Source organism: Paenibacillus dendritiformis, from assembly GCF_945605565.1.
Lineage (GTDB): Bacteria > Bacillota > Bacilli > Paenibacillales > Paenibacillaceae > Paenibacillus_B > Paenibacillus_B dendritiformis_A.
In genome coordinates, this window is the sequence record NZ_OX216966.1 from 2,584,104 (window position 1) to 2,598,715 (window position 14,612).

Genomic DNA, 14,612 nt, shown 5'->3' on the forward strand with positions numbered 1-14,612 from the left:
TGAACATAAGGAACAACAGATAAGGAACAATAGTGGAGCTGGTCGCCCTGAGGGAACGGGAGATTGAGCATAAGGCACACGACAGGGTACAGGATATGCAGGAAGTCCTGAGCGGTTGGGAGAAAGTCTATAAGAGTACGAATGGAGCTTCGAGCTGCATGACGTTTGATTGATTAAGTCATTTGAATGAATTATACTCATTTTTATGGAGGAGTAGAAATTGAATTCTAAATTAAGCAGCGATAAGAATAAACTGAATGAAGACACAACAAAATCTCGCTTATTAGACGCTGGGCTTCGTATTTTCGGATTGCACGGCTATGAAGGCGTGCGTACGCGCACGCTGGCGGATGAAGCGGGTGTAAACCAATCGGCGATTCCTTATTATTTCGGCGGCAAAAAAGGGTTGTATCTAGCGGTGGCTCATCGTTTGGCAGACACAGTCAATGATGATTTTTTAAAAAAGGCTTTACAAGAGACGGAAGGAAGCGAGAAGCTGTCAAAAGAAGAAGCCGCGAAATCGCTTAAATCGGTCATGTCGCAATTTTCGAAAGCGATGATTGGGAATGCGGAAAACAATATAAGAAGCGTTTTTATTGCAAGGGAGCAGCTCCAACCTACAGAAGCTTACGACATCTTGTACGATAAATTTTTCCAGCCGCTGCACCATATCATTTCCGTGTTGGTCGGGAAATTAATAGATTTGGACGAAAAAGCTCAAAAAACAATTTTAATCGCTCATGCCATCGTCGGACAATCGGTTGCCTTCTCGGTAGCCAAGGAAACCTATCTTCGGCGCCAAGGGATTACCGATTTGGACGAAGCCCATGTTGCATTAATCGCCAAGGAGCTTGGCGAGATGTCGATTCGCACATGCAGCGGGTATCTTAATGAAAAGGGTACGTAAAAGAAGAAACTTCATTTCTTCTTACGTACCCTTCATTCCTTTTTACCAGGTCGCTCTCATGAGATGCGTAGAAATTGTATTGAGTTCAATTCCCCTGTTTGGACCTACAATCACGGTTCCGCCAAGATTGATCACCTTCTTGCCAATCGCGCAATTGGGTTCAAATGCAAATACCATCCCCGCCTGCAGCTCAGTATCTAATCCGATAGAAGGGATTGGCAGTACTTGACCATATTCTGTCGCTTCAGGCAGGCGGGCAATCTCATCACCAACTCCGATAAGACCAAAAGGACTAATGGAATGAATAAGAGGGTGAACATGCCAGCCGCCTGCCTCGCGCATCGGTTCCTTCATTGCTTGGACAACATCTCCGAAGGTAGTGCCGTGCCGCAGCGCCTTCACTCCGTTTTCATAAGATTGTCTTGCTGCCGCAGCTGCCCTCTCGAAATCCGGATGCACTCTTCCTACGGCTATCGATGGTTGATGCTGCGTTTCCAGCATTCCAAATGATGAAAACACTTCCGCCAAAATAATATCTCCTTCTTGAATCACCCGGGGTTCCTCTGGACGGTAGGTCCACGCTGGGAGTCCCCACCCTACAAACTCTGGTCCTGAGCCCATTAAGATCGCTGTCGTAAATCCGGCATGGGAAGCACAAGCGTTCATGGCCGCCGCATAGATCTCATTTTCCCTCACCCCGGGCCTGGCAGCTTCCAGCATGGCTTGACACATTTTTTCTCCAACGTTTGCAGACCATTTCAATACTTCGATTTCCTCTGCACTTTTCACGGAAGTCAGTTCGAAAAATTTGTTGCCGACCGGCTTAAAAGTCGTATTCGGCAATTGTTGCAAGATGGTTTGCCAAGTATTATAGGGGATTGCGCCATCGAAGTAATAGGGAGGATAGGGTTCCAGGCCAATGACGCCAATCGAATGATTATTAAGCCCTCTCTCTTCTATAATCCTGACAATATTTGTCCCCATTTTTCCGACATACATATTTTCTGGCCGTATCCAGCCTTGAGTGTTCGTATATCGAGCTTGAATATGATCTTCCACGGCGGTTGCTAAAAATACGACAGCGATAGGTTCTTCATTTTTCGGAAAAATGACAATGGACCCCGGACGTTCGTTCGTGAAATAGGTATCCGGGTTAAATACAGCCGGAAAGGCGCCTTCCCTGTCGCCATAGACAATCAAAGCATCCACATGCTCTTCTTCCATAAGTCGATTAGCAATGCTCCATCTGCGATCTCTTTCGGCAAGCGAGTAAGCAGGAATGGTCATATTAGACTCCCTTCACATTGATTTTGTTGCTGGAATCTTACAAGCTAAGTATATTTCATTCAACTGAATAATTCAATCAAATGAATTAATTATTGCTCCCATGCACCCAAAAGAACGGATAGGTTGGTTGAAAGGTGATGTATAATACATCTAACGAAGGGGTTCCTGCTTAGTCTTGACCTTCCTCCCGTGTTGTTCCCTTCGTATAACGATGAAGACAAGGGGGTAGGCGGACATGAACCCGATTCGAAAGCCTCGTTCTTTTCAAATCGCCTTGTTTTGGCGGCATTTTGCCAACTACTTCGTCATCATTCTCATTCCTGTCATTGTCGCCTGCGCGTTGGCCCACTTCCTGGTCGTCTCTCTGATTGAGAAGGATGCGCAGAAGCTGAACAATGTCGTCTTGAGCCATTTCTCCGAACAGACGGACACCGCCTTGAATGCCTTGAAAACGAATATGATCAATATGCTCAGCGCCTCCAATATCCGGAGTCTGTTGAAAGAGGCGGGGGATGATTCCCGTGACAACCAGCGGCGCATGGAGCTGATTCACTCTTTGCGGGAACAGTTAATCAAGCTTCAGTCTGATGAGCTGGTGACGAGAGCATATCTGTTTTTTGTTCATCATGATTTGGTCATTGACGCAGATACGTACACGGATAAGGCGTATTATTTCGATTTCCGCTATCCGATGAATGAGGCGGAGAAGACGGCTTACTTGGCCCAATTTTCAAACAAAAAAATGATGGAATTTACGAAAACGGACCGTACTAGCTTGTCGGCCTTGATGAGCTATCCGTTCAATACCCCGCTTCCCGATGTGTATCTGGTCGTGGAGGTGAACAGGGATAAACTGAAAAATCTGATTCATATCCGCGAGAACTGGGTTGCCGGTACAGCGATCCTGGAGAGCGGGGGAGACATTCTCAGCGAGAACGGGCTTGTTGCGGACGGGATCCGCCACCTCTCGCTGCCGCTGACGACCGGAACATCCAAGTTCCTGATTGCGGAAGATAAGGCCATTTCCTTGGTAAAATCCCGGTTCGACGATTCTTCCTTTTATTTGAGTCTCGTGGATCTGCCTACGCTGATGAAGCCTGCTCAGGTGACGCGCCTCATTAGCTGGATCTTCCTTGCCTTTTTCGTTGTCGTGGGAAGCTTCGTCTCGTACTATTTAAGCCGGCGGATTTACCAGCCTATTGCGGAGATCAAGGAAGGTCTGAAATCCCACCGGGCGACGGAACCGCTGCAGCTGGGCGAGGGGAACGATTATGATGTGATCAAGCGCTATTCCCGGCTCATTATCTCGGAAAATAAAGAGCTGTCCCAAAGGGTGACCGGGATGCTGCCGGTTGTGCAGGAGCATTTTGTCACGAAAATTGTGCAAGGCGAGTACAGAGACGCTCTGTCCATCGAGACGTATGCCAAGGAAATTGATTTCGCCTATGCGAAAAAAGCGGCGCGGACCGTGCTCGGCATTGCCTTGCATTTCGATCCGAAGGTGTACGGACCGCTGTCGGAGACATCCAAATCATTCCTGATGGCGGAGCTGAAGGAGCGCATGATGCAGCTCGTCCCTTCAACGACGTGGATCTGTCAGATGAAGCCCGATCTGTTGGCCTGCGTCATTCATAAGGATCCTCTCCTGAACCTGAGTCCGGAGGAGGATGCGAACATTATTAAGGTGGCTCTCCAGCTGTATGGCAGCTATTTCAAAGCGACGATCGGCATCGGGAGCACGGTGCACGGGATGGAGGAGCTGCATCTGTCTTATGAGCATGCGGTCTCGATGCTGCAGCGGCGGGGGCTGTATGCCGATGTGGAAATTTGCAGCGGACAAAGCGGCTGGGATGCGCCTCCGTTCGAGACGTTTTTGAGCGTGCAGGATGTGAACCGGATTCTGAACCAGTACAAAACACGGGAATACGACAAGCTGCTGCAATCGGCCTATGAGATGGTGGAGGAAGGCGTCCGCCAACACGCCACGGCCAGCCAGATCAAATATTTGTGCACCGATATTTTGAACACCTGGGTGCGCGCCGTAGAGACAGAGCGCAAAGATTTCAATGTGCCTTTTTACGCCGGATGGTTCGAGAGAGTGAATGCTTGCATGACGGTGGAAGAAGTCAAGCACTGCTTCCGGGAGTTCCACGGACTGCTGTTCCAATCTGCCCGGCCGGATGAACGCTCCCGCAAGATGACCGATATTTTGGCCTATATTCATGATCACTATGATGAAGAATTGTCGATCGAGCAGTTTGCCGGGACGATGAACATGTCGGTCGGCCATTTTAGCCGCATATTTAAGGAGGAGGTCGGGGAGAAGTATGTGGAATATATCGCCAAATACCGGTTGGCCAAAGCGAAAGAGCTGCTCCTGCAGACGGATTTGAAAATGGACGATATCGCTGCCAAAGTCGGCTATTGGGGCCGAAACTCGTTCATTCGCATGTTCCGCAAATACGAAGGCATCACCCCGGCGAAGTACCGGGCGCTCCATCAGTAAACCGCAAGCGGGACTCCTTATTTTCCGGAGTCTCTTTTTTTTCGCAAAAGGACGTGGAAAGCCCGGCTGGCGCGGCATCCGGGAAAATGAACCCCGATACAAATACGGGCGCTTTACGGGAGCGGGTTTGGTTCCTTATAGTTAGGCCATCGCTTTTTTTGCAAGCGCTTACTTGAAAGGGGGAAGGCCATGGCGAAGAGTGCCCGATTCTGGTATCTCGTCAAAAAACATAAAGTGCTCTACCTGCTGATGCTTCCGGGAATTTTATACTACATTATCTTCAAGTATGTACCCATGTACGGCATCATTATCGCTTTTCAGGATTTCTCCATTGGCAAGGGGATTCTCGGCAGCAAGTTCGTGGGGCTGAAGCATTTCATTGAATTTTTCTACGTCACGCCGGATTCCTGGAAGCTGATTCGGAACACGATCATGCTGAATGTGTACGATCTGCTGTTTCATTTTCCGTCTCCGATTATTTTGGCTATTTTGTTCCATGAGCTGCGCAACAAATGGTTCAAGGGATTTGTCCAAAGCGTCAGCTATATGCCTCACTTCCTCTCTACGGTCGTTATCGCGGGGATTCTCGTTACCTTTTTGTCGCCTACGACCGGGGTGATCAATCACCTGCTGGTGAAGGCGTTCGGGATGGAGCCGATTATGTTCCTTGGTCTCCCCGAATGGTTCCGGTCGATCTATGTCGGCTCCGAGATCTGGCAGAAGATCGGCTGGGGCACGATTCTGTATTTGGCTGCCATCGCCGGCATTGATCCGACGCTGTATGAAGCGGCCAAAATGGACGGAGCGAACCGGTTCCAGCAAATCCGGCATATTACGCTGGTCGGCATGCTGCCGGTCATGATCGTCCTGTTCGTGCTGACGCTCGGCCATTTTATGGAGACGGGATTCCAGAAAATTCTGCTGCTGTACAACTCCATGAACTATGAGACATCGGATGTGATCAACACCTTTGTCTACCGCCGGGGAATTCTCGATGCCGATTTCAGCTTCGCGACGGCCGTCGGGCTGTTCCAGTCCGTGATCGGGCTCATTCTGGTCGTGACGGCGAACCGGATCGTTCGCAAATATTCCGAGACGAGTCTGTGGTAGGAGGGGGGATTTCGTGAAAATCAAAGCCAGTCTTGGTTCCCGGATCTTCGACGCCATCAATATCATGCTCATGATTCTGCTCGTCCTGATTATGATGTATCCGATGGTCTATGTATTCTCGGCTTCGATCTCCGACAACGCGCTGGTGGCCAGCGGAGAGGTGCTCCTGTTCCCGAAGCAGGTGACGCTGGTCGCGTATGAGCGGCTGATCACCAATCCCGATCTGTGGATCAGCTACTGGAACACGTTCCGCTACACCGTGCTGCATGTGGCGCTTACGCTTATCGTGACGGCGGCCATGGCCTATCCGCTATCGAAAAAATGGTTGCCGGGCCGGCGGACGATTCTCCTGTTGGCCGCCTTCACGCTCTTGTTCAGCGGAGGGATGATTCCGACGTTCCTGGTCGTGCAAAAGCTGGGCATGCTCGATACGATCTGGGCGATCGTGCTTCCGTCCCTCATCTCGACGTGGTACTTGTTCATTATGCGGACGTTCTTCGAAGCGCTGCCCGAAGAACTGGAGGATGCCGCCACGATTGACGGCTGCAATTCCCTTCAGGTGCTGCTGCGGATCGTGCTGCCGCTGTCGATGCCGGTTATGGTTACCATTGGCCTGTTCACCGCGGTGAACCAGTGGAACGCGTTCTTCGACGCGTTGATCTATCTGAATGACAGGAGCATGTACCCGCTGCAGATTATGCTCCGGAATATTCTCATCGCCGGAACGACCGTGCAAGGGGAAGGGGATATGAATCATCTGGAGACGCTCAAGTACGCGATGATCATCATCGCTACGCTACCGATTCTGTGCGTCTATCCGTTTATCCAGAAGTATTTTGTGCAGGGCAGCATGATTGGCGGCATTAAGGGCTAGACAGAGCTGGCCGTTCCGAAGGTAATGAGAAATCTGAAGCGATGAAGATGAAGGAGGTTCGGACATGAAGAAGAGACCGTTCGCAATGATGTTGACTGTCGCTCTGCTTGTTATCGTGGCTGCGGCAGGATGCTCCGCCAAGGACAAAGGAGCTTCGCCGGGCGAAACCGGCGAATCGGATGGCAAGAGCCCGATCCAATTTTCCTGGCTGGCGTATGACCGGGTGGAGGGGAAGGTGCGGCAGGATTGGGAGATCTTCAAGGAGATCGAGGCAAAGACCGGCGTCAGTGTCGATTTTCAAATCGTCAGCCAGGAGGGACTCACCGAAAAAAGACAGATTATGATCGCGACGAACTCGGTCACCGATTTCATACAGGTCACCACCCAGGAGGGCCGGGATCATGGGCCTGACAACGTATTCCTGAATTTGAAGAACTATCTGGATCAAGCTCCGAATTTGAAAGCGTTTTATGAGAAGTATCCGGAAGCCGCGGCTGTCGCCACCGGCGCGGACGGGGGCATCTATACAGTGCCTGTCATTGAAGGGGATGCGGAAGGCAAAGGATTCAACTTCATCTGGTATGCCCGCAAAGACGTGATGGATCAGTACGGGCTGAAGGCGCCGGAGACGATGGATGAATTTTACCAGTTCCTGAAGGTGCTTAAAGAAAAAGAACCAGACTCCTACCCGCTTATTTCGAACGGGATCGTCGGCGACACGGGATTGTATACGGTATTCGGCCGGGCGTTTACCGGCATTCAGGGCTTCTTCAACATCGATCCGGCCACCGATAAATATGCCTTTGCGCCGTACCGCGACGGCTATAAAGAGTCACTTATCTTTTTGAATAAGCTGTATGCGGAAAAGCTGCTTGACCCGGAATATTCCTTGCTGACGCAGGCGCAGTGGGAGGAGCGCATGCTGAAGGGCAGGTCGTTCGTGACGTATTTCTGGAAAGCGGATCTGGAATCTCTGACGGAAAAGGGACGCAAGGCAAGTACCGCCTCATTCGAACTGGACGCGATTCCGCAGGTCGCTGCAGACGGCATCAAGAACTACCAGTTCTCCCGTCCGGTCATCGGGGCCATGGGGCGCGCGATATCCGCCAAGGTCAAGGACAAGGACAGGGCGGTCCAGTTCCTGGATTATCTCGTTAGCGAGGAAGGATCGAATTATTTGTCGCTTGGCATTGAAGGCAAGACGTACACGATCGAGAACGGGAAGCCGGTATATATGAAGGAATTCGGCACGTCCCCGTTCAATACGCTGCGCAAGGAGTGGGGCGTATGGTACGACCTGATTACGCTGGACAATGCGAAGTCGCGCGAGGTGTGGGAACGCGGGTTGAGCGACAAGAGCAAAGAGATCAACAACAAGTATGAGCCGTACATCGTGCCGGCGCCGAAGCAAATCGTGAAGACGGAGGAAGAGCTGGAGCTCGAAAAATCAAAGCTGAACAATCTCAATAAATATTTGGAGCAAAAATTGACGGAGTTCGTCACCGGCAAAACGCCAATCAATGACGAGACGTACCAGCAATTCCTCGATCAGGCGAAGAAGCTCGGCGCCGATGAGCTGCTCCATATGTACGATGCCGCGTATACCCGGACATACGGCAAGAAATAAGCTCGCGTCTGGAGAGCGCGGAGATAAAGGAGGAAGCGCTGTGGGAGCAGGAGAAGCATTCAAGGTCATTGATACGGATGTTCACAATGAGCAGGACGATTCGGCCCTGGTGCCGTATTTGGCGGAGCCGTGGAAGTCGAGGGTCGCGTCATCAGGCATCGGGTATGCGGGCTCCGGTTATTATTCGCCGATCGGCGTCATGAAGAAGGACTCGATCCCGCCGGGGGGCGGCAAGGCCGGCTCTGATCCCGACCTCCTGATCAAGCAGTTGATCGAGGGATACAATATCGAGTATGCCATTTTGACGGGAGTCGTCTACAATATCTCGACGACGCATGACCCGGATTATGCGGCGGCCATCTGCTCCGCCTATAACGACTTCCTGATTGCCGAATGGCTGGGCAAGCATCGGGCGTTCAAAGGCGCGATTGCGGTATCCACGCTGGACCCGCATCTCGCCGCCAAGGAAATCGACCGTGTCGGGGATCATCCCGACATCGTCGAAGTGATTATTTCCAGCGCCGCGCGCTGGCCGCTGGGGCACCGCTTCTATCATCCGATCTACGAAGCGGCCGAACGCCACGGGCTGCCCGTCGCGATTCATCCGGGGGCGGAAGGCGGGGGAAGCTCCACCGCTCCGACGGCAGCCGGCTACCCGGCGAGATACATCGAGTGGCACACCTGTCTCTCCCAAATGTTCATGGCCCACCTGGTCAGCCTCGTATGCGAGGGGGTGTTCGTCAAGTTCCCCCGGCTGAAGGTGGTGCTCGTCGAGGGCGGCATTGCCTGGCTGCCGCCGCTGATGTGGCGGCTCGACAAAAATTATAAGGCGCTCCGCTCCACCGTGCCGTGGCTGACGAAGATGCCGAGCCAGTATATCGCGGAGCATTGCTTCCTGACGACGCAGCCGATCGAGGAGCCGGACAACCCGCAGCATCTGGTTGACCTGTTCAATATGTTCGATGCGGAGAACATGATTCTCTACTCCAGCGATTATCCGCATTGGGATTTCGATGCGCCGGATATGATTCTGCGCAAGCTGAAGCCGGAAGCCCGGCGCAAAATCTTTTACGAGAACGCAAAAAAGCTCTATAACTTACCGTAAACGGAGGCAACGTGGTATGGGGATACATTATGTGCTGGATACGGCGGATGTTTCCGAAGGCGGTCATGTCGTCGTCCAGGTGGAAGGCCGCGAAATCGGAATTTTCCGGGTCAACGGGGAGTTCTATGCGCTCCATAATTATTGTCCGCATCAGGGCGCGCCGATGTGCGCCGGTCTTGTCTCCGGCACGAATCTTCCATCGGGCGTATATGAGTACGAATACAGCCGGAAGGGCGAGATTTTGCGGTGTCCGTGGCACGGGTGGGAGTTCGATATCAAGACCGGGAAGTCGCTGTTCAGCGACCGGACGCGGGTGAAGAAGTATGAGCTGGAGATTGCGAATGGAAAAATCGGCGTCGTGCTGGGGAAGTAAGCAGGTATTCACGACGTCTCGCTTGGAGCCTGCTGCTATGGGGCGGTCATTGCCAGACAGCTACAAATGATATAACATATATGTTATATCAAACAAGTAAGGATGGATTGGAATGAGCTATGACTCTCGTTCACCATTGTATGTGCAGGTACACCGCTACATCGAGGATCGAATTCGTCGAGGCGATTTGAAGCCGAATGACCGGATTCCGACGGAAAAGGAACTGATGGAGCACTTCAAGGTCAGCCGGATCACGGTGGTGAATGCGCTTTCGGCCCTGGTGAAGGAAGGCTGGATCTACCGCGTCCCCGGCAGAGGAAGCTTTGTCGCCAATGAACTGCCGGCCGAGCTGAACGGGGAAGCGTCCGAACCGGCGGCCTTTGCCGTTCCGGCGGCGGGTCCGGGTCAGTCGAACCGGACTGAGCCTGTACCGGGCCGGACGATCGGCTTTGTGATGCCGACGTTGGAGGATTATTTCGCGATGCGTCTCATCAATGCGATTCAGGATACGCTGCGCACGCATGGTTATTCGCTCGTGATAGCGTTCAGCGGCGGCTCCAAGGAGCGGGAGGAGCAGCAAATCCGCGATTTTATCGCGATGGGCGTTAGAGGCCTGCTGCTGTTCCCGGCCGATGAGGAGACTTATAATGAAGAAATTTTGTCGTTGAAGGTCAACGGATTTCCGTTTGTGCTTATCGATCGGTATTTACGGGGCGTCGAGACTCATTTTGTCTGCTCGGACAATCGGGCCGGAGCCCGGATGGCGGTCGATCATCTGTGGGAGAACGGCCACCGCCATATTGCGCTCTGCACAAATGCGTATCGGGAATGCGTCAGCGTGCATGATCGGATCTCCGGATATATGAGTGCCTTCGAGCAGCATGGCGGCATGATCAATCCGTCGCTCATCGTCACGGGCTTCTCGCTCCCTGCCGGAGATGAAGCGGATGATTCGGAGCTGGCGCGCCATATGAAGAGCGGGATCGCGAGCGCGTATATCGCGCTGGACGGGAAGCTGGGCATGCGAATGGTGCAGATGGCGAAGCGGTTCGGCTTGCGGGTGCCTGAAGATATTTCGATCCTTACCTTCGACAATCCGGAGAATGACGAGGGCGAGGAGAGCTTTTTCACTTATATTTATCAAAATGAGATGGAAATCGGGCGGCGGGCAGCGATGATTCTGACCGAGATTATCGAGCGGCAGGAGACGGACAGCGAGTACCGCAAAGTCATTCTCGAGCCTGAGCTGATCATCGGCCGTTCGACCGGGCCCTGCCTGCATTCGAACCCTACGCACGCCTAAAAAAATCGCCAATCCCGTGAACGGAGATTGGCGAATCTTGCTTTGGCCATCGTATCCATGGCATTCAAGCCGTCTTCATATTTGCACCAAGGTCAGCACGGCGAAGAAATGAGCGACAGATCCGGCAAGCACGAATAAATGCCAGATCATATGATGAAACGGAAATCCCCGCCACACATAAAATACGGTGCCCACGGTATAGAGCAGCCCTCCCGTAACGAGCAAGATTAACCCGGTTCCGGGCATCGCCGCCGACAACGGGTTCCAGGCCCATACGATGAGCCAGCCCATGGCGATATAGAGGATGGTCGACAGGAAGAGAAAGCGCTTCGTGAAGAAGGCCTTGAATACGATCCCGGCCACAGCCAGCGTCCAGACGACCGCGAACAGGCTCCAGCCCAGCATCTTCGGCAAGGCGATAAGGACAAACGGTGTATATGTTCCGGCGATAAAGACATAGATCGAGGCGTGATCGAACGTCTCGAACAGATCCTTCACCCTGCCTTCGGGAAAGCTGTGCACCAAGGTCGACGATGTATAGAGCAGCAGCATGGAAATGCCGTAAATCGTAAAGCTGACGACGTGAATCGGTTCGCCATACAATGCGGCGAAGACGATAAGCAGGGTCAAAGCGGCAACGCTGAGAATGGCGCCGATGCCGTGGGTAATGGCGTTGGCGATCTCTTCACCCCGCGTATAGGTATGGGTATTGGCCATGGCGAATCTTCCTCTCTGCCCGCTGGTATTCAATACCTTCATTGTATAAGACGATGGGGGCGTCTGCAAATCCTTGCGAACGTCTTTACCTATTTTTTAACGATCCAAAGATGGATATGTATGTTGTTAGCGGAAACAAAAGCGTTCAGGCTGGATACTCTGGAGAGGAGGACAGGGATGAGCAGAATGGTTATAGGAACGGCAATCGGCTGTGCTGCGGCGATGGCGCTAATAATCATGTATTCGTACATCGGAGAGCTCGCCTATTTCATTGGAATCGGAGCGATGATCGGAATGATTAGCGTTGTGCTGATGAATCAGCGAGGGGAGGTCAATGCGGAGCAGCGTCAAGCGATGCGGCGGCAGGAGTGGATGGAACGGAACCGGAGCCGTGTGGAGCAAGAAGCGGCAGAAAAATAAGGAACAGCGCCCCCGCCTTTCCGGCAGGCCATCCGGCGCTGTTCGGCTTTCTTATTCGGCACAATCTGGGTGTGCGGCTTGCGTGTCCAGGTGTTGCGGACGATGTCGGGGTTGATGCCGCCGGAGCGCTCGATTTTGCGGCGTTGGCGTTTGGCTTTGCTCATTGGAGCAGCCTCCTTTACAATATACATAGAATAGGAAGAGCGATAAAGATCCTCCATACATCAGAGTAACTCACCTTGGACGGCAATTCAAGCGAAATGGCATTCAGATTCGCAAAAGGAGCGTTAGGCCATGATTATGCGTACACGGAATGGGGAACGGGTTCTTATTCAACAGCATGACCACGGATTTATTTCCGGAGAAGCGGCAAAGCATTTCGATCCTGCCCGAGTCGGGGGAACGGAGCGCTGGGAGGAGGCCGTATTGGCCGCCTACGAGCATGACCGCAGTTGGATCGGTCTCGATCATACACCGATATGGAATGATGCGGATGCGGAGCCGTTTACTTTTATGGATTACCCGATTGTGCCGAAGCTGGCCTTTTATCGTATTGGGCTGGATGAGATCGAACAGATGAATGCGTATGCGGCGCTGCTGTGCAGTCTGCATTTTGTATCCTTCTTCCGAACGGAGGAGCAGCCCGAGATCATTCAATTTTTGCGGCATGAACGGGCGCGTCAGGCCCGGATTCGCAAGCAGCTGGGCGGTCTTGACGATCAAGCGGTGACGGAGCATTTTCGCCTGCTGCAGTTCTGCGACGATCTCTCCTTATATGTCTGCCTGAATGAACCCGGGACGGCCAAGGAAGACGAATTTCCGTGGTATCAGGACGGGTTCGAACGGACAGAGGCGTTCAATCCGGAGACGGGCACCCAGCTTGTCGCAGAGTGGGTCAGCGAGACGGAGGTCCGGGTTAGGCCCTTCCCATTCATCGCGCCGTTCACGACGAAGCTGCGTTCCAAGGTGGTGCCGAACTCGCTGGTTGAAGCGATAGGCATTGGCAAGGCTTACCGTCAGACTGAATGGACCGAGCAGACGTTGAGTTTTGTGAGGTAAGAGGGAAGTGGCTTAAGAATGGGAAGAACCCGCTGCTATGGGAGGACGGCAGAGGGTTCTTTGTGTAGAAGAGTCTCAACCAGCGGCTTTAGTATAGATGGATGAGTTAAAGATAAGCATAGATGAATATGGAAGCTTTAGCAGTTTAGACGGCGACGTAGTCGTCTGCCGGCGACTTCTCCCGATCACCGTGCTTCGATCGTGAATTTATTGTACAATAAAGGAAACTCTACCTGACGCGCGGACATGCTCGACCCGATCGCCGGGTATTCTTGTCTTCGGCCCGATACAGGGAGAGCGTCCGAGGCTAGTGTGAAGCGTCAAGTTCTGTTTCTATTGTGACCCGACCGGTGTGGTGAATCAGCTTACCGGGTTCGAGGTCATCCATTCCACGGAAAGGAAGGAGAAACACCGATGAACAAAGAACAATTGGAGCGAATTCATACGGGAAAGGGTTTTATTGCAGCGTTGGACCAGAGCGGCGGAAGCACGCCAAAGGCGCTGCTCCAATATGGCATTAAGGAAGACAGCTACTCGAATGACGAAGAAATGTTCGAGCTGGTTCATGCCATGAGAACGCGGATTATTAAAAGTCCGGCATTTGATTCGAAGTATATTTTGGGCGCTATTTTGTTCGAGAATACGATGGATCGCAAGATTGATGATCAATTTACCGCCGACTATCTATGGGAAAAGAAAGGCATTGTCCCCTTTTTGAAGGTCGATAAGGGACTGGCCGAGCTGGAGAATGGCGTTCAGCTGATGAAGCCGATCCCGGATTTGAACGACCTGTTGAAGCGGGCGGTGGATAAGCATATTTTTGGGACAAAAATGCGTTCGGTGATTAAAGAGGCCAACGCGGATGGAATTCGCAACGTCGTCGAGCAGCAGTTCGACATCGGCAAACAAATCTTGTCGATGGGGCTCGTTCCGATTATTGAGCCTGAGGTCGATATTTACAGCAAAGATAAGCAGCAATCGGAGCAAATCCTGAAAGATGAGCTGCTCAAGCAACTATCCGCTCTCGATAAGGATGTGCGCGTGATGCTGAAGCTGTCCATACCGACCGAAGATAATTTTTATCGCGAGCTGATCGAGGAGCCGCATGTGCTTCGGGTTGTCGCTTTGTCGGGCGGTTACGATCAAACAGAAGCGAATGAGAAACTGGCCCAAAATCACGGCTTGATCGCCAGCTTCTCGCGCGCCTTGTCGGAGGGCTTGACAGCCCAGCAGACCGACGAAGAATTTAACGCGATGCTGTCCCGCTCCATTCAAGCCATTTACCAAGCATCCGTCCGTTGATGCTTGCCGAATGGTTATCCTG

General features: G+C 52.4%; 13 protein-coding genes. 11 read left to right on the forward strand and 2 right to left on the reverse strand.

Annotated features, from left to right (window positions below; genetic code table 11):
- Positions 1 to 220 precede the first annotated feature (220 nt).
- Positions 221 to 907: a CerR family C-terminal domain-containing protein gene (locus tag NNL35_RS11280; RefSeq protein WP_006678833.1), complete on the forward strand. Its 687-nt coding sequence runs from the start codon at positions 221 to 223 to the stop codon at positions 905 to 907.
- A 42-nt stretch (positions 908 to 949) separates the two neighbouring features.
- Here the strand turns inward: NNL35_RS11280 and NNL35_RS11285 are convergent, their stop codons facing one another.
- Positions 950 to 2,131: a M24 family metallopeptidase gene (locus NNL35_RS11285; protein ID WP_254553371.1), complete on the reverse strand. Its 1,182-nt coding sequence runs from the start codon at positions 2,129 to 2,131 to the stop codon at positions 950 to 952.
- A gap of 298 nt (positions 2,132 to 2,429) precedes the next feature.
- Here NNL35_RS11285 and NNL35_RS11290 point away from each other — a divergent pair, with 298 nt between their 5' ends.
- From NNL35_RS11290 to NNL35_RS11320, 7 genes are all read left to right on the forward strand, one after another.
- The gene (locus NNL35_RS11290) at positions 2,430 to 4,700 is read left to right on the forward strand and encodes a helix-turn-helix domain-containing protein (RefSeq protein ID WP_006678835.1); all 2,271 of its coding nucleotides are present in this window, start codon (positions 2,430 to 2,432) and stop codon (positions 4,698 to 4,700) included.
- Positions 4,701 to 4,889: 189 nt separating this feature from the next.
- Positions 4,890 to 5,810: an ABC transporter permease gene (locus NNL35_RS11295; RefSeq protein WP_006678836.1), complete on the forward strand. Its 921-nt coding sequence runs from the start codon at positions 4,890 to 4,892 to the stop codon at positions 5,808 to 5,810.
- A 13-nt stretch (positions 5,811 to 5,823) separates the two neighbouring features.
- A complete protein-coding gene (locus tag NNL35_RS11300; protein ID WP_006678837.1) occupies positions 5,824 to 6,684 on the forward strand; it encodes a carbohydrate ABC transporter permease in 861 nt (286 codons plus the stop codon).
- Positions 6,685 to 6,748: 64 nt separating this feature from the next.
- Positions 6,749 to 8,311: an extracellular solute-binding protein gene (locus tag NNL35_RS11305; RefSeq protein WP_006678838.1), complete on the forward strand. Its 1,563-nt coding sequence runs from the start codon at positions 6,749 to 6,751 to the stop codon at positions 8,309 to 8,311.
- 40 nt (positions 8,312 to 8,351) lie between these two features.
- Positions 8,352 to 9,416 carry an amidohydrolase family protein gene (locus NNL35_RS11310; RefSeq protein WP_006678839.1) on the forward strand — a complete coding sequence of 355 codons (1,065 nt, stop codon included), beginning with the start codon at positions 8,352 to 8,354 and terminating at the stop codon, positions 9,414 to 9,416.
- Between the two features lie 16 nt (positions 9,417 to 9,432).
- Entirely contained in the window at positions 9,433 to 9,789 is a 357-nt protein-coding gene (locus NNL35_RS11315; protein ID WP_006678840.1) for a Rieske (2Fe-2S) protein, read from the forward strand.
- A gap of 112 nt (positions 9,790 to 9,901) precedes the next feature.
- A complete protein-coding gene (locus NNL35_RS11320) occupies positions 9,902 to 11,092 on the forward strand; it encodes a GntR family transcriptional regulator (protein ID WP_006678841.1) in 1,191 nt (396 codons plus the stop codon).
- Positions 11,093 to 11,167: 75 nt separating this feature from the next.
- Here the strand turns inward: NNL35_RS11320 and trhA are convergent, their stop codons facing one another.
- On the reverse strand, positions 11,168 to 11,809 hold the full coding sequence (gene trhA / locus NNL35_RS11325; protein ID WP_006678842.1) for a PAQR family membrane homeostasis protein TrhA: 642 nt from the start codon (positions 11,807 to 11,809) through the stop codon (positions 11,168 to 11,170).
- Positions 11,810 to 11,986: 177 nt separating this feature from the next.
- Between trhA and NNL35_RS11330 the strand changes: the two genes are divergently transcribed.
- The 3 genes from NNL35_RS11330 to NNL35_RS11340 all read left to right on the forward strand — a co-directional run bounded on the left by NNL35_RS11330 (position 11,987) and on the right by NNL35_RS11340 (position 14,590).
- Entirely contained in the window at positions 11,987 to 12,229 is a 243-nt protein-coding gene (locus NNL35_RS11330; RefSeq protein ID WP_006678843.1) for a hypothetical protein, read from the forward strand.
- Positions 12,230 to 12,523: 294 nt separating this feature from the next.
- The gene (locus NNL35_RS11335; protein ID WP_006678845.1) at positions 12,524 to 13,288 is read left to right on the forward strand and encodes a DUF3891 family protein; all 765 of its coding nucleotides are present in this window, start codon (positions 12,524 to 12,526) and stop codon (positions 13,286 to 13,288) included.
- Positions 13,289 to 13,702: 414 nt separating this feature from the next.
- The gene (locus NNL35_RS11340) at positions 13,703 to 14,590 is read left to right on the forward strand and encodes a fructose bisphosphate aldolase (protein WP_006678846.1); all 888 of its coding nucleotides are present in this window, start codon (positions 13,703 to 13,705) and stop codon (positions 14,588 to 14,590) included.
- Positions 14,591 to 14,612: the final 22 nt, after the last annotated feature.

What these genes read in the sequence shown, in the direction of transcription:
- NNL35_RS11330 (WP_006678843.1), top strand. Translation starts at nt 11,987, where the DNA reads ATGAGCAGAATGGTTATAGGAACGGCAATCGGCTGTGCTGCGGCGATG.
- NNL35_RS11295 (WP_006678836.1), top strand. Translation starts at nt 4,890, where the DNA reads ATGGCGAAGAGTGCCCGATTCTGGTATCTCGTCAAAAAACATAAAGTG.
- NNL35_RS11285 (WP_254553371.1), bottom strand. Translation starts at nt 2,131, where the DNA reads ATGGAAGAAGAGCATGTGGATGCTTTGATTGTCTATGGCGACAGGGAA.
- NNL35_RS11320 (WP_006678841.1), top strand. Translation starts at nt 9,902, where the DNA reads ATGAGCTATGACTCTCGTTCACCATTGTATGTGCAGGTACACCGCTAC.
- NNL35_RS11315 (WP_006678840.1), top strand. Translation starts at nt 9,433, where the DNA reads ATGGGGATACATTATGTGCTGGATACGGCGGATGTTTCCGAAGGCGGT.
- trhA (WP_006678842.1), bottom strand. Translation starts at nt 11,809, where the DNA reads ATGGCCAATACCCATACCTATACGCGGGGTGAAGAGATCGCCAACGCC.
- NNL35_RS11305 (WP_006678838.1), top strand. Translation starts at nt 6,749, where the DNA reads ATGAAGAAGAGACCGTTCGCAATGATGTTGACTGTCGCTCTGCTTGTT.
- NNL35_RS11335 (WP_006678845.1), top strand. Translation starts at nt 12,524, where the DNA reads ATGATTATGCGTACACGGAATGGGGAACGGGTTCTTATTCAACAGCAT.
- NNL35_RS11340 (WP_006678846.1), top strand. Translation starts at nt 13,703, where the DNA reads ATGAACAAAGAACAATTGGAGCGAATTCATACGGGAAAGGGTTTTATT.
- NNL35_RS11290 (WP_006678835.1), top strand. Translation starts at nt 2,430, where the DNA reads ATGAACCCGATTCGAAAGCCTCGTTCTTTTCAAATCGCCTTGTTTTGG.